The following is a 14,595-nucleotide window of genomic DNA, read 5'->3' on the forward strand; positions in this document are numbered from 1 at the left end:
CTCCAGAGCGCGATCGCCGACTACGAAAGCACCATCAAGTCTGGCAGTAGTTGATTGACGGCTCCTCACCAGTTCGTCTCGCCCGCAAAATACTTGGCCGCCCGGCGCAGGATGTCGCGCTCCATCTCCAGCTCGCGGACCTGGGTCCGGGAACAGGTCGCGGGTCGCGGCGATCACGACGGCGTAGCCGGGGCGCGACCCGGTCTTGCCCCAGATGACCTTGCCGTTCAGCTCGAACCGCTCCAGCGCCGCGCCGTACCGCGCGCCGGGCACGAGCAAATGCCGTGCGGCGCAAGGGCGTTGTCCGGGTCCGGCCCCTACGGGACCCGGCCGGGCGGCCGACGGTGCGGACGGTTGCGCCGGGCAAAGGCTTCTCCTGGCCCTCCTAGCCCTCCTGGCGCAGGGCGCACAGCAGGTCGATGCGATTGGTGGTGATCGAGTCGACCCCGAGGGCGAGGAGGCGGCGCAGGGAGCGGCGGGTGTCGGGGGTCCACACGGACAGCAGATAGCCGTCGCGGTGGACGCGGGCCGCGAGGGCGTGATCCACCAGCCCGAAGCGGTAGTTCAGCCAGCGCGGCCGCACCGCGTCCAGCAGACCGGCCCGCGGTGGGGCGAGCGACGTCCAGGTCAGGGCGATCTCGGCGGACGGGTCGGCCGCGCGGACCGCCAGCATGGTCTCGGCGCCCGCGCAGTAGTACACGCGGTCCTGCGCCCCGCACTCGCGGACCACGCCGAGGATCCGCCGCACCGCCCGCGGGTCGGCCGCTCCCGGCAGGTCGAGCATCACCCGGCTGCCGTCCGTCGCGGCGAGCGCGTCCACCAGCGTCGGCACCCGGCCGGCCGTCAGCTCGCGCACCTCGTCCGCGGACAGTGAGATCAGCGGCCGGTCCTGCTCCCACAGCCGCTTCAGCGTGTCGTCGTGCAGCAGCACGGGCACGCCGTCGCGGGTGAGGCGTACGTCGAACTCGACCGCGTCCGCGCCCTGGTCGAGCGCGGAACGTAGCGAGTCGATCGTGTTCTCGCGGAAGCGGTAGGGGTCGCCGCGGTGGGCCACGGCGGTCACGGTCTGCATGGGCCCATTGTGAGGGTGCGGCGCCGCGCAGCGGCTCGTCGAGGGGTGGTGGTCGGGCGACGGGCGGACGTCAGGGCGCGAGCCACTGCGCGGTGTAGGTGTCGATCTCGTCCGCGATGCGCGCCTTGCCGGCCTCGTCGAGGAAGGAGGCGTGCACGGCGTTCTTGGCCAGCTCGGCCAGGCCCCGCTCGTCGAGGTCCAGGAGGTGGGCGGCCACCGCGTACTCGTTGTTGAGGTCGGTGCCGAACATCGGCGGGTCGTCGGAGTTGACGGTGACGAGGACCCCGGCACGCGTGAACTCCTTGATGGGGTGCTCGTCGAGGGTGCGGACCGCGCGCGTGGCGATGTTGGAGGTCGGGCAGACCTCCAGCGGGATGCGGTGCTCGGCGAGGTGCGCCAGCAGCTTCGGGTCCCGGGCGGAGCTGGTGCCGTGGCCGATGCGTTCGGCGCGCAGCTCGTTCAGGGCGTCCCACACCGTCTCCGGGCCGGTGGTCTCGCCGGCATGCGGCACGGACCGCAGCCCGGCGGCGATCGCACGGTCGAAGTACGGCTTGAACTGCGGCCGCGGTACGCCGACTTCCGGCCCGCCGAGACCGAAGGAGACCAGCCCCTCGGGGCGCAGCCGGTCGTCGGTGGCGAGCCGGGTGGTCTCCTCGGCTGCCTCCAGCCCGGCCTCCCCGGGGATGTCGAAGCACCAGCGCAGTACGGTCCCGAACTCGGCCTCGGCCGCCTTGCGGGCGTCCTCGATCGCGTCCATGAAGGCGCGCGCGTCGATGCCACGGCGGGTGGACGAGAACGGCGTGATGGTCAGCTCCGCGTAGCGCACGTGCTGCCGGGAGAGTTCGCGGGCCACCTCGTACGTCAGCAGCCGTACGTCCTCCGGGGTGCGGATGAGGTCGACGACGGACAGGTACACCTCGATGAAGTGGGCGAAGTCCGTGAAAGTGAAGTAGTCGGCCAGGGCCTCGGGGTCGGTGGGGACCTTCGTGTCGGGGTGGCGGGCGGCCAGTTCGGAGACGATGCGGGGGGAGGCGGAGCCGACGTGGTGCACGTGCAGTTCGGCCTTGGGCAGTCCGGCGATGAAGGCGTGCAGATCGCGAGAGGCGCGCAGGTCGGTCAAGGGATACCTCCCCGGGAACGGCGCCGCGGGCCCTTCCGGGCGGGCGCGGGTGATCGGCTGATCAAGTGGTACGCACATCGTAGGCGCACCGCCGACGCCGCCCGCTTGCCGGTCCGAGAGCGGTTTCTCCGCGCGGGGACGCCGAATTTCCGGCATGGCGATGTCCGTCGCGCATGGCGATGTCCGTCGCGCATGGCGATGTCCGTCGCGCATGGCGATGTCCGTCGCGCACAGCGATGTCCCCCGCGCACGGCGAGGGCGGTCTTCCGGGGAGACGCGGGCTCGTCCGAGGTGGCGGGCAGTGCGGGTGGCGCGGTGGGTTGTGCGGGGGCGCGGGCATCGAGTGGTGGGTGGCATCGCCTTGGGCGGCGGTGGCACCGGCACCGTGGCCCCGCCCGTCGGAGCTGCGGTGATCAGGCCGATGCCGAGCACCATGGCGGCGGAGCGGGGCGAGGCCACCAACCACGGTCAGGCCCAGGCCGGCTTCGTCATGGGCATCATCGGCATCATCGTCGGCATCGCGGTGATCGTCCTGATAGCCATCGGCATCACGGCCGCCATCAACGACGAGAAGGCGCACTCGGACCCTTACTCCGGTGCCCAGCGCCCGTCCGCAACCGTCGTGGCCGACCGCTGAACCCGCGACCGCCCCGGCCGGCCACGCCCGTTCGGGCCGCCGTCCAGGCCCCCGCAGCGGCGGGCGCCCGGACACCGGCTACGCCATGCCCGTACAGTCGGCCAACGCACTGGGCACCGCGGGACTGGTGCCGGGCGCCGGAGGCGCGGCCCGCAGCCTGACCTTCTTCCGAGGGGAACCCTTCGTCGGCATCACCGGCGGGCCGGGCGCGGCCCGGACCGGGCCCGGCCGCCGAGGAGCCGGGCCGCCGCCGAGGTCGGCCTGTCGAGGAGCCGGCCCGTCGAGGAGCCGGTCCATCGAGGAGTCGGCCCGCCGAAGTCGGCCCGTCGAGGAGTCGGCCCGTCGAGGAGCTGGCCCGTCGAGGAGCCGGTCCATCGAGGAGTCGGCCCGCCGAGGTCGGCCCGTCGAGGAGCCGGCCGACGCAGCCGACTCGACCTCATTCCGCCCGCGCTCGCAGTCGCTCCCGCGCTTCCATCAGCGCGAATCCCAGCAGGTTCGGCCCCCGCCAGCGCTCCGGATCCGTCGCGGCCTCGTCGTCCGCGGTGAGGCCGATGCCCCAGACCCGGTCCACAGGGCTCGCCTCCACCAGGACCCGCTCGCCCGTGCCCAGCAGGAACTCCCGCAGATCGGGGTGCGCGGCGCACTTGTGGACGCTGCCCTCCACCACGATCCTGAACCGCTCCCGCTCCCACACGCCCTCGTCGAAGCCGCGCACGAGCCGCCCCGCCTTCTTGGCCTCGGCCGGATGCTCGGCGGCCAGCACCCGCCGCTCCGCCTCCGCGTCCTGGAACAGCCGCGCCTTCCCGGCCATCATCCAGTGCTCGGCGGTCGCATACGTCACGCCGTCCACCGCGAACGGCGACGGCCACCACTGGCTCAGACAGCTCGCACCCACCCGGCCGTCCGGCCGCGGACGGTGTCCCCAGAAGTGCAGATACTTGATCCTCGCCCCCGCGTGGACTTCCCTGATCAGGGCTTCCCAAGAATCGATCTTCCCCATGCACGCGAGTCTGGCACGCACCACTGACACTCCGTCCCCCCTTTTTCAGGCCGACTCGACACCTGGTCGACAGATTCCGTCGCGTAACCAAAAGGCAACAACGGAATCACTTGTTGGAGTGCGTTTGCTCTGTCAGGATCGGCACTCAAATCGAGCTGGAGCTACGCCACCCACCCCCGTGGACAGCGGGGCGACGGCGGAGGAGAGCGACATGCACAACCCGGGCACCGCCACCTCGGACCGATTTCCGGCACAGGAGCGCTTCGCGGACGGCGCGCAGTACATCGCCGGCCGGCTGACCAAGGGCACCTCGGGTCGCACCCACGCGGTCGTCGACCCGGCCACCGGCGAGAACGTCTACACGTACGACCTGGCCGGCCCGGAGGACGTGGACGCGGCGGTCGCCGCCGCGCGTGAGGCGTTCCCCGGCTGGGCCGCCGCCACGCCCGGCGAGCGCTCGGACGCACTGCACCGTTTCGCCGCCGTACTCGCCGAGCGGGCGGAGGAGTTCGCCCGCGCCGAGTCCCTCCAGTGCGGCAAGCCGCTGAAGCTGACCCGCGAGTTCGACGTCCCGGGGACGGTCGACAACACCGCTTTCTTCGCAGGTGCCGCCCGGCACCTCCAGGGCCAGTCCGCGGGCGAGTACTCCGGCGACCACACCTCCTACGTCCGCCGCGAGCCCATCGGCGTCGTCGGCTCCATCGCGCCCTGGAACTACCCCCTCCAGATGGCCGCCTGGAAGATCCTCCCGGCGATCGCCGCGGGCAACACCATCGTGCTGAAGCCCGCCGAGCTCACCCCGCTCACCTCGCTGATGTTCGCGCAGGCCGCCACGGACGCGGGGATCCCGGACGGTGTCATCAACATCGTCACCGGCACCGGCAAGGAGGCCGGCGAGCACCTCGTCGGTCATCCCGACGTGAGCATGACCTCCTTCACCGGCTCCACCGCCGTCGGCAGGCGCGTCGCCGAGATCGCCACCGCCACCGTCAAGCGCCTCCACCTGGAGCTCGGCGGCAAGGCACCCTTCGTCGTCTTCGACGACGCCGACCTGGAGGCCGCTGTCCACGGCGCTGTCGCGGGCGCGCTCATCAACACCGGTCAGGACTGCACGGCCGCCACGCGCGCGTACGTGCAGCGCCCCCTCTACGAGGAGTTCGTCGCGCAGACGGCCGCCCTGATGGAGACCGTCCGCCTCGGCGATCCCTTCGCCCCCGGCACCGACCTCGGCCCGCTGATCTCGCATGTCCAGCGCGACCGCGTCGCCGGTTTCGTCGACCGGGCGCGCGCCTACGCGCGCGTGGTCACCGGCGGCGAGGCCCCCCAGGGGGACCTCAAGAACGGCGCCTACTACCGCCCCACCCTGATCGCGGACGCCGCCCAGGACAGCGAGATCGTCCAGTCGGAGATCTTCGGCCCGGTGTTGGTCGTACTGCCGTTCGATGGTGATGACGAAGGGATCCGGCTGGCCAACGACACCCCGTACGGCCTGGCTGCCTCCGCGTGGAGTCGGGACGTCTACCGGACCAACCGCGCGACCCGGGAGATCAAGGCGGGGTGCGTGTGGATCAACGACCACATCCCGATCATCAGCGAAATGCCGCACGGCGGTTACAAGGCGTCCGGCTTCGGCAAGGACATGTCCGTGTACTCGTTCGAGGAGTACACCCAGATCAAGCACGTTATGTTCGATAACACGGCGGTCGCCAGGAAGGACTGGCACCGCACGATCTTCGGGGACCGGCGGTAGTCGATTTCCGGCCACCGCCGGCTGAGACGACCGGCCATCGACCAGCCCTACCCTCCCGAAAGGCACCACGCGCATGGAGCAGTACGAGCCCGACCGCCTCACCCCGGCCCAGGTGGCCGCCGTGCGGCGCAGCTTCCGCAACGGCCGGGCCTCCCTCACTCGCCGTTCGCTGCTGCGCGCCTCCGCGGGCGGCGCGCTCGCGGTCGGCGGACTCGGGGCGCTGAGCGCCTGCGGGATTCCCGCGGCCGGCAAGACGCAGGGCGGCACCTCGGCCCAGGACTACTCGGCCAAGGAGAAGGTCGTCAACTTCTCCAACTGGCCCGAGTACATCGACGTCGACGACAGCGCCAAGAACCACCCGACGCTCGAGGCGTTCGCCAAGCGGACCGGCATCCGGGTCAAGTACACCGAGGACATCAACGACAACAACGAGTTCTTCGGCAAGATCAAGCCGCAGCTCGCCGCGGGCCAGGACACCGGCCGGGACATCATCGTCCTCACCGACTGGCTCGCCGCCCGGCTGATCCGCCTCGGCTGGGTCCAGAAACTGGACCCGTCCAACCTGCCGCACGCCTACACCAACCTGTCGGCGCAGTTCCGCAACCCGGACTGGGACCCCGGCCGCGCCTACTCCTACCCCTGGCAGGGCATCTCCACGGTCATCGCGTTCAACAAGAGGGCGCTCGACGGCGTGGAGGTGAAGTCGATCTCCGACCTGCTCGACAACCCCAAGCTCAAGGGCCGCGTCGGCTTCCTGTCGGAGATGCGCGACAGCGTCGGCATGACGTTGCTCGACATGGGCAAGGACCCGGCGAAGTTCACCGACGACGACTTCGACGCGGTGATCGCCCGGCTGCAGAAGGCCGTCGACAAGGGCCAGATCCGCCGCTTCACCGGCAACGACTACACGTCCGACCTGACCAAGGGCGACCTTGCCGCCTGTGTGGCCTGGGGCGGTGACATCGTCCAGCTCCAGGCGGACAGCCCGGACGTCGACTACATCATCCCGGACAGCGGCTACATGACGTCGACCGACAACATGCTGATCCCCAACAAGGCACGCCACAAGACGAACGCCGAGCGGCTCATCGACTTCTACTACGAGCCCGAACAGGCCGCCGCGCTCGCCGCCTACATCAACTACGTGTCTCCCGTCGAGGACGTGAAGCCCTATCTCGCGAAGATCGACAAGGGCGCGGCGAACAATCCGCTGATCATTCCCGACAAGGCCATGGCCGCGAAGTCCCATGCCTTCCGCTCGCTGACGCAGAAGGAAGAGGCGGCCTACGAAGAGAAGTTCGCGAAGCTCACAGGGGCGTGACGACGATGAAGACGACGACAGACAACAGCGGCGACGTCCGCCTCTCCAAGATCAGCAAGACCTACGGCTCCTTCACCGCCGTACACCCGCTGGACCTGACCGTGCCGCAGGGCTCCTTCTTCGCCCTGCTCGGTGCCTCCGGCTGCGGCAAGACGACCACCCTGCGCATGATCGCCGGCCTGGAGGAACCTTCCTCCGGCACCGTGCACCTCGGCGACCAGGACGTGACCCACCTGCCGCCGTACAAGCGCCCGGTGAACACGGTCTTCCAGTCCTACGCCCTCTTCCCGCACCTCGACATCTTCGAGAATGTCGCCTTCGGCCTGCGCCGCCGCGGTATCAAGTCGGTGAAGAAGCAGGTCGAGGACATGCTGGAGCTGGTGCAGCTCGGCGAGCAGGCGCGCAAGAAGCCGCACCAGCTCTCCGGCGGCCAGCAGCAGCGCGTTGCCGTGGCCCGCGCCCTGATCAACCACCCCAAGGTGCTGCTCCTCGACGAGCCGCTCGGGGCCCTCGACCTGAAGCTGCGCCGCCAGATGCAGCTGGAGCTCAAGCGGATCCAGACCGAGGTCGGCATCACCTTCATCCACGTCACGCACGACCAGGAGGAGGCCATGACGATGGCCGACACGGTCGCGGTGATGAACGGGGGCCGCGTCGAACAGCTCGGCTCGCCCACCGACCTGTACGAGAACCCGCAGACGACCTTCGTCGCCAACTTCCTCGGCACCTCCAACCTGATCGAGGCCGAGGTCGACTCCAAGAGCGGCGACGAGATCATCCTCAAGGCGGGCGGCGGCAAGCTCTCCCTGCCCGAGGCGCGCTGTTCCGCGCCGACGACGACCGGCGGCAAGGTGCTGGTCGGCGTCCGCCCGGAGAAGATCTCCCTCACCCACGCCGACGACGCCGGCGAGATCCCCGAGGGCCGCAACCGCATCACCGGCAGGATCGCCGACTCCAGCTTCATCGGGGTCTCCACGCAGTACGTCATCGACTGCCCGGTCTGTCCCGAGTTCGAGGTGTACGCCCAGAACATCGACCGCGACGCCCGCCTGGTGCCCGGAGCCGAGGTCGTCCTGCACTGGAACCCGGCCCACACCTTCGGCCTGGACGCGGCGCAGGACATCGACGCGGGCGTCGAGACGGTGGAGCCGGACGAGGGGGTGGCCGCCTGATGGCCGCTGTCACCGAGGCGCCACCCCCTCTCGCGCCCACCGCCCCAGAGAAGAAGCCCCCGCGCAAGCGGGGCCGCTGGACGCCGTACTGGCTGCTGCTGCCCGGCATCCTCTGGCTGGTGATCTTCTTCGCGCTGCCGATGATCTACCAGGCCTCCACGTCCGTGCAGACGGGTTCCCTGGAGCAGGGCTACAAGGTCACCTGGCACTTCGCGACCTACTGGGACGCGCTGTCGCAGTACTGGCCGCAGTTCGTGCGCTCGGTCCTGTACGCGGCCGCCGCGACGATCCTGTGCCTGCTGCTCGGCTACCCGCTCGCGTACCTGATCGCCTTCCGCGCGGGCCGCTGGCGGAACCTGATCATGATCCTGGTGATCGCGCCGTTCTTCACCAGCTTCCTGATCCGTACGCTCGCCTGGAAGACGATCCTCGCGGACGGCGGCCCGGTCGTCGGCGCCCTCAACACGCTGCACGTCCTGGACGTCACCAACTGGCTCGGCTGGACTGCCGGTGGCCGCGTGCTGGCCACCCCGCTCGCCGTCGTCTGCGGTCTGACGTACAACTTCCTGCCGTTCATGATCCTGCCGCTGTACACCTCGCTGGAGCGCATCGACCCGCGCCTGCACGAGGCGGCGGGCGACCTGTACGCCGAGCCGTTCACGACCTTCCGCAAGGTCACCTTCCCGCTGTCGATGCCGGGTGTGGTCTCCGGCACGCTGCTGACCTTCATCCCGGCCGCCGGCGACTACGTCAACGCCGACCTGCTCGGCTCCACCGACACCCGCATGGTCGGCAACGTCATCCAGACACAGTTCCTGCGGATCCTCGACTACCCGACGGCCGCGGCCCTTTCCTTCATCCTCATGGCCGCGATCCTCGTCATGGTCACCCTCTACATCCGCAAGTCCGGCACGGAGGATCTGGTTTAAATGGCCTTCGTCAACTGGCTCAAGCGCCATCTCGTCGTCATAGCCGGACTGCTGACGCTCGGATATCTCCTGCTGCCGAACGTCATCGTCACGGTGTTCTCCTTCAACAAACCGAAGGGCCGCTTCAATTACGAGTGGCAGCAGTTCTCCACGGACGCCTGGAAGGACCCGTGCGGCGTCGCCGACCTGTGCGGCTCGCTGTCGATCAGCCTGCAGATCGCCGTCTGGGCGACGATCGGCGCCACCGTCCTCGGCACGATGATCGCCTTCGCCCTGGTCCGCTACCGCTTCCGCGCGCGGGGCGCGGTGAACTCGCTGATCTTCCTTCCCATGGCGATGCCCGAGGTCGTCATGGCTGCCTCGCTGCTCACCCTGTTCCTCAACATGGGCGCCCAGCTGGGCTTCTGGACGATCCTCATCGCCCACATCATGTTCTGCCTCAGCTTCGTCGTGACCGCCGTCAAGGCGCGCGTGATGTCGATGGACCCGAGGCTGGAGCAGGCCGCTCAGGACCTGTACGCGGGACCCTTCCAGACCTTCCTCCGCGTCACCCTGCCGATCGCGGCACCCGGAATCGCCGCGGGCGCGCTGCTCGCCTTCGCGCTCTCCTTCGACGATTTCATCATCACCAATTTCAACGCGGGCTCGACCGTCACCTTCCCCATGTTCGTCTGGGGCTCGGCCCAGCGCGGCACGCCCGTTCAGATCAACGTCATCGGTACGACCATGTTCGTCGTCGCCGTACTGTTCGTCCTGTCCTCCATGGTCATCAGCAACCGCCGCACCAAGCAAAAGGCATAACTGAAATAACCCTGTGGGGAGTTGAAATCATGGCCCCAAGCGCCATGAGCCGCAGCAATAACTGGACCAAGTCCCTTTCCGAAGCCCAGCCGGTCCCCTACTGGCTGGACGACCCCGGCAAGCCCCGTCCCGAGCCTGCCCTCACCGGCGCCGAGACCTGCGACCTGCTGGTCGTGGGCGGCGGCTACAGCGGGCTGTGGACCGCGCTGATCGCCAAGGAGCGCGACCCCGGGACGGACGTGGTGCTGGTGGAGGGCCGCGAGGTGGGCTGGGCCGCCTCCGGCCGCAACGGCGGCTTCTGCGCCGCCTCCCTCACACACGGCCTGGCCAACGGCCTCACCCGCTGGCCGGACGAGATCCACAAGCTCCAGGAGCTGGGCGCCCGCAACCTCGACGCGATCGAGGAGGCGGTCGCCCGCTACTCGATCGACTGCGAGTTCGAGCGCACCGGCGAGATCGACGTCGCCACCGAGCCGTACCAGGCCTGGGAGCTGAAGGACTGGTATGCCGAGCTGGAGCAGCGGGGTCTGGCCGAGGGCACCGAGTTCCTCGACAGGGAGGCGGTGCGGGAACAGGTCGACTCACCGACCTTCGAGGCCGGTCTGTGGGACCGCCGGGGCGTCGCCATGGTCCACCCGGCCAAGCTCGCCTGGGGCCTGAAGCAGGCGTGCCGCCGGCTCGGCGTGCGCGTCTACGAGCACACCCCCGCCCTGACGCTGAAGCCGTACGGCGCCGGCATGGCCGTACGCACCCCCTACGGCCAGGTCCGCGCCCGCCGGGTCGCGCTCGGCACCAACGTCTTCCCGAACCTGGTCAGGCGGGTCCGCTCGTACACCGTCCCGGTCTACGACTACGCCCTGATGACCGAGCCGCTCACGGCCGACCAGATGGCCTCGATCGGCTGGAAGAACCGCCAGGGCCTCGGGGACTCGGCGAACCAGTTCCACTACTTCCGGCTGTCCGCCGACAACCGGATCCTCTGGGGCGGCTACGACGCGATCTACCCCTACGGAGGCCGGGTGCGCGCCGAGTACGACGACCGCCCGGAGACCTACGCCAAGCTCGCCGGGCACTTCTTCACCTGCTTCCCGCAGCTGGAGGGCATCCGCTTCACGCACGCCTGGGGCGGGGCGATCGACACCTGCTCCCGCTTCTCGGCGTTCTTCGGGACGGCCCACCACGGGAAGGTGGCGTACGCGGCCGGGTACACCGGACTGGGCGTCGGGGCCACTCGCTTCGGTGCCGAGGTGATGCTCGACCTGCTGGCCGGTGAGCGCACCGAGCGCACCGAACTGGAGATGGTCCGCAAGAAGCCGCTGCCCTTCCCGCCCGAGCCCTTCGCCTGGACCGGTATCGCGCTCACCAAGTGGTCGCTGGCGCGTGCCGACGCGCACGGCGGGCGGCGCAACCTGTGGCTGAGGACGATGGACAGACTGGGCCTCGGCTTCGACAGCTGAGCCGGGACGGCGGACTGTGAGCCGGTTCACTCCAACGAGGGGCCGCAACCCGCGTAATGCCTGCCGGGAGACCTCCCTCGCCCTCGTGACGCGACCTCCCTCGTGACGCGACCTCCCTCGTGACGCGACCTCCCTCGTGACGCGACCTCCCTCGTGACGCGACCCGCGTCCACGAGAGAAAGGGAGGTCTTCTCATGGCTGGGGCGAAGACGGCGGTCGACTGGCCGGCATCCGTCGCACCGGATCCCGAGGCCTGACGCCGGGAGTGGGAGTGCAACCCCCACGGGGTCGCCCTGCTGTCCGCCGGCAAGGCCTGGGACGTACTGATCCCGCCGGGCAGGTTCGGCCATCCCACGCTGGACGTCCTGACCCGGGTCCTCGACCAACTCGGGCCGGTGCTCGTTGACTTCGGCGACGCACGCATGGGCTTCCTCGTGCGGCCGGGCACCGCGGCCCGCTGGCTGGGCACCGGCATCCGTACCGCCGGGCTCGGCACTGGATAGTCGTGCCGTACCCGGGGCGGACCACCGGCGAGGTGCGCCGGCTGGTCCGCCGGACGGCTCGGGCACGCTGACCGACCCGGCGCTGCTGGAACTGGCGCTGCACGAGGCGGCGGCGGGCCTGGCCGGCGATGGGGACGGCCGAGGGGGACGGCCGAGGGACGGCCGATGGGGACGGCCGAGGGGCGGCCGACGGGGACGGGTGGCGGCAAGAGGTCTTGACAAGCCAATTGGTCTGGACCAAGTTGGCGCGCTCCACCCCTCCAACCCCCCCATGCCCGGAGGCATTTGTGGACCGCGACAGACCCTTCGCACGCCGGCGTCGACTCCTCGCCGTGCTCACGGCCACGCTCCTGACCGTGCCCGGCGTCACCGCGCTCTCGTCGGCCGCCCGTGCGGCCGACGCGGACCTCGCCAGGAACGGCGGCTTCGAGTCGGGCCTCGACGGCTGGAGCTGCAGCGCGGGTACCACCGTCAGCAGCCCTGTGCGCAGCGGCAGTTCGGCGCTGCAGGCGACCCCGGCCGGCAGCGACAACGCCCAGTGCGCGCAGACGGTGACCGTGCAGCCGAACTCCCAGTACACGCTGTCCGGGTACGTCCGCGGCTCGTACGTCTACCTCGGCGCGAGCGGCACCGGCACCACCGACGTCTCCACCTGGACCCAGTCCGCGCCCGACTGGCAGCAGCTCACCACCACCTTCCGCACCGGCCCCTCCACCACCAAGGTCACGATCTACACACACGGCTGGTACGGCACCGGCGCCTACTACGCCGACGACATCTCGCTGGTCGGCCCGGGTGCATCGACAGGGCAGCCGCCCGCCGCGCCGACCGGCCTGAAGGCCGACGCCGTCACCTCCTCCAGCGTGGCCCTGTCCTGGTCGGCGGTGACGGGCGCGACGAGCTACGCCGTCCACCGCGACGGGATGAGGATCCAGACGGTGAGCGGCACGTCGGCCACGGTCACCGGCCTGTCACCCGCCACGGCGTACAGCTTCCAGGTCACGGCGGTGAACGACGCCGGCGAGTCCGCGAAGTCGGCGACGGTGACCGCGACCACCTCGCCCGGATCGGGCGGCGGCTCCCCGGACCTCCCCGCCCACGCACTGGTCGGCTACCTCCACGCGAGCTTCGCCAACGGCTCCGGCTACACGCGCCTGGCCGACGTCCCCGACAGCTGGGACGTGATCGACCTGGCCTTCGGCGAGCCGACGTCGGCCACCTCGGGCGACATCCGCTTCACCCGCTGCCCGGTCACCGAGTGCCCGAACGCCGAGAGCGACGCCGACTTCAAGGCGGCGATCAAGGCCAAGCAGGCGGCCGGCAAGAAGGTGCTGATCTCCATCGGCGGCCAGAACGGCCAGGTGCAGCTGACGACGACGGCCGCGAGGGACGCCTTCGTCTCCTCCGTCTCGAAGATCATCGACGACTACGGCCTCGACGGCCTGGACATCGACTTCGAGGGCCACTCCCTGTCACTGAACGCAGGCGACACCGACTTCAAGAACCCGACGACCCCGGTGGTCGTCAACCTGATCTCGGCCTTGAAGACCCTGAAGGCCAGGTACGGCTCCACGTTCGTGCTGACGATGGCCCCGGAGACCTTCTTCGTGCAGATGGGCTACCAGTACTACGGCACGGGGAAGTGGGGCGGCCAGGACCCGAGATGCGGGGCGTATCTGCCCGTCATCCACGCCCTGCGCGACGACCTGACCCTGCTGCACGTCCAGGACTACAACTCGGGCCCGATCATGGGCTTGGACAACCAGTACCACTCCATGGGCGGCGCCGACTTCCACATCGCAATGACCGACATGCTCCTGACGGGCTTCCCGGCCGCGGGCGACGCGAACAACGTCTTCCCACCGCTGCGTCCCGACCAGGTGGCGATCGGCATGCCGGCGTCCACGAACGCGGGCAACGGCTACGTCCCCCCGTCCGAGGTCACCAGGACCCTCGACTGCCTGACGAAGAAGGCCAACTGCGGCTCGTACCCCACGCACGGCACCTGGCCCGGCCTGCGCGGCCTGATGACCTGGTCGGTCAACTGGGACCGGTTCGGGAGCTGGGAGTTCCAGAGGACGTTCGACGGCTACTTCGGCTGAGCAGCAGCCACAGGAAGGAGAGCAGCACCGTGCACAGGCACCAACTGGCCACGACATCCAGTGGCCAGTGGTAGCCGCGCCGCACCAGACCGAAGCTGACGCCCAGCACCAGGGCGAAGCAGGCGAGAACCAGCGCGCGCCGGGCGCGGGCGGTGCCGAGCCAGGGGAGGAGGAGCAGGGTCACGCAGCCGTAGGCGACGACGGCGGTGGCCGTGTGCCCGGAGGGGTAGTAGCCGACGCCGGGCGGCATGACCGGGGTGCCGTGACGTGCCGTCCAGTTCTTCAGGGGCACGACGAACGCCGGGACCAGGGCCATCAGTACGGCCGCCGCGACGGGCGGCAGCCACCAGCGGTCTGCACCTGTGGCGCGGGCCCGCAGCGCGACATGGACGAGCACCACCACGAGAACCGGCACCGCGACCTGGACGTTCCCCAGGTCGGCGAGGAGCTCGGAGACGCGGTCCGGGTGGACCAGGTCCCGGCTGACCTGCTTGTCCACGCGGAGCAGCGGGCCGTGGGTGAGCACCTGCCAGGTGATCAGGGCGAAGAGGACGGCCGGGAGGCCCAGGACGAGGAGGAAGGAGAAAAAAATCGGCCACCCGGGATCAGGGGGCGTTCTGCCCTGCGCGGCAGGCGCACGCATGAGGTCCTGGTTTCGGGAGGTCGGCACGGTGCACAGCTTGGCAGGTCTGACCGGCCGTGAGCACGTGCGGGTCTCTGTGTGCGGGCGA

The 14,595-nt window shown here is 70.0% G+C and carries 11 protein-coding genes and 3 pseudogenes; 9 read left to right on the forward strand and 5 right to left on the reverse strand.

Annotation, left to right across the window (positions count from 1 at the left end):
• Nucleotides 1-153: 153 nt before the first annotated feature.
• The 3 genes and pseudogenes from ABZV31_RS35685 to ABZV31_RS35695 all read right to left on the reverse strand — a co-directional run.
• Nucleotides 154-273 (reverse strand): annotated as a pseudogene (locus tag ABZV31_RS35685) (peptidase); the annotation flags it as partial.
• A gap of 112 nt (nt 274-385) precedes the next feature.
• Nucleotides 386-1,072, reverse strand: a complete 687-nt coding sequence (locus ABZV31_RS35690; protein ID WP_355901005.1) for a glycerophosphodiester phosphodiesterase — start codon at nt 1,070-1,072, stop codon at nt 386-388.
• Between the two features lie 70 nt (nt 1,073-1,142).
• Complete coding sequence (locus ABZV31_RS35695) at nt 1,143-2,192, reverse strand: adenosine deaminase (protein ID WP_355901006.1); 1,050 nt, start codon at nt 2,190-2,192, stop codon at nt 1,143-1,145.
• A gap of 439 nt (nt 2,193-2,631) precedes the next feature.
• Here ABZV31_RS35695 and ABZV31_RS35700 point away from each other — a divergent pair.
• Nucleotides 2,632-2,829 (forward strand): annotated as a pseudogene (locus tag ABZV31_RS35700) (DUF4190 domain-containing protein); the annotation flags it as partial.
• 436 nt (nt 2,830-3,265) lie between these two features.
• Here ABZV31_RS35700 and ABZV31_RS35705 read toward each other — a convergent pair.
• Entirely contained in the window at nt 3,266-3,829 is a 564-nt protein-coding gene (locus ABZV31_RS35705) for an NADAR family protein (RefSeq protein ID WP_355901007.1), read from the reverse strand.
• A 211-nt stretch (nt 3,830-4,040) separates the two neighbouring features.
• Between ABZV31_RS35705 and ABZV31_RS35710 the strand changes: the two genes are divergently transcribed.
• From ABZV31_RS35710 to ABZV31_RS35745, 8 genes and pseudogenes are all read left to right on the forward strand, one after another.
• Nucleotides 4,041-5,579: a gamma-aminobutyraldehyde dehydrogenase gene (locus tag ABZV31_RS35710; RefSeq protein WP_355901008.1), complete on the forward strand. Its 1,539-nt coding sequence runs from the start codon at nt 4,041-4,043 to the stop codon at nt 5,577-5,579.
• Between the two features lie 73 nt (nt 5,580-5,652).
• Nucleotides 5,653-6,900: a spermidine/putrescine ABC transporter substrate-binding protein gene (locus ABZV31_RS35715; RefSeq protein WP_355901009.1), complete on the forward strand. Its 1,248-nt coding sequence runs from the start codon at nt 5,653-5,655 to the stop codon at nt 6,898-6,900.
• Entirely contained in the window at nt 6,897-8,072 is a 1,176-nt protein-coding gene (locus ABZV31_RS35720; protein ID WP_355901010.1) for an ABC transporter ATP-binding protein, read from the forward strand. The genes ABZV31_RS35715 and ABZV31_RS35720 overlap by 4 nt, the downstream gene beginning before the upstream one ends.
• On the forward strand, nt 8,072-9,001 hold the full coding sequence (locus tag ABZV31_RS35725) for an ABC transporter permease (RefSeq protein WP_355901011.1): 930 nt from the start codon (nt 8,072-8,074) through the stop codon (nt 8,999-9,001). The genes ABZV31_RS35720 and ABZV31_RS35725 overlap by 1 nt, the downstream gene beginning before the upstream one ends.
• Nucleotides 9,002-9,802 (forward strand): ABC transporter permease, encoded by an 801-nt coding sequence (locus tag ABZV31_RS35730; protein ID WP_355901012.1) that lies wholly within the window; start codon nt 9,002-9,004, stop codon nt 9,800-9,802.
• Nucleotides 9,803-9,831: 29 nt separating this feature from the next.
• Entirely contained in the window at nt 9,832-11,259 is a 1,428-nt protein-coding gene (locus tag ABZV31_RS35735; protein ID WP_355901013.1) for an FAD-dependent oxidoreductase, read from the forward strand.
• A gap of 194 nt (nt 11,260-11,453) precedes the next feature.
• Nucleotides 11,454-11,901, forward strand: a pseudogene (locus ABZV31_RS35740) (hypothetical protein); the annotation flags it as partial.
• A gap of 148 nt (nt 11,902-12,049) precedes the next feature.
• Nucleotides 12,050-13,864, forward strand: a complete 1,815-nt coding sequence (locus tag ABZV31_RS35745) for a glycoside hydrolase family 18 protein (RefSeq protein ID WP_355901014.1) — start codon at nt 12,050-12,052, stop codon at nt 13,862-13,864.
• Here ABZV31_RS35745 and ABZV31_RS35750 read toward each other — a convergent pair.
• Entirely contained in the window at nt 13,803-14,534 is a 732-nt protein-coding gene (locus ABZV31_RS35750) for a phosphatase PAP2 family protein (RefSeq protein WP_355901015.1), read from the reverse strand. The genes ABZV31_RS35745 and ABZV31_RS35750 overlap by 62 nt on opposite strands.
• Between the last annotated feature and the right edge of the window lie 61 nt (nt 14,535-14,595).

The organism is Streptomyces sp. NPDC005202 (genome assembly GCF_040608235.1).
In the GTDB taxonomy this organism is placed as follows: domain Bacteria; phylum Actinomycetota; class Actinomycetes; order Streptomycetales; family Streptomycetaceae; genus Streptomyces.

Coding starts and splice junctions, on each gene's coding strand:
- ABZV31_RS35690 (WP_355901005.1), bottom strand. CDS start 1,072: ATGCAGACCGTGACCGCCGTGGCCCACCGCGGCGACCCCTACCGCTTC.
- ABZV31_RS35705 (WP_355901007.1), bottom strand. CDS start 3,829: ATGGGGAAGATCGATTCTTGGGAAGCCCTGATCAGGGAAGTCCACGCG.
- ABZV31_RS35730 (WP_355901012.1), top strand. CDS start 9,002: ATGGCCTTCGTCAACTGGCTCAAGCGCCATCTCGTCGTCATAGCCGGA.
- ABZV31_RS35715 (WP_355901009.1), top strand. CDS start 5,653: ATGGAGCAGTACGAGCCCGACCGCCTCACCCCGGCCCAGGTGGCCGCC.
- ABZV31_RS35735 (WP_355901013.1), top strand. CDS start 9,832: ATGGCCCCAAGCGCCATGAGCCGCAGCAATAACTGGACCAAGTCCCTT.
- ABZV31_RS35710 (WP_355901008.1), top strand. CDS start 4,041: ATGCACAACCCGGGCACCGCCACCTCGGACCGATTTCCGGCACAGGAG.
- ABZV31_RS35725 (WP_355901011.1), top strand. CDS start 8,072: ATGGCCGCTGTCACCGAGGCGCCACCCCCTCTCGCGCCCACCGCCCCA.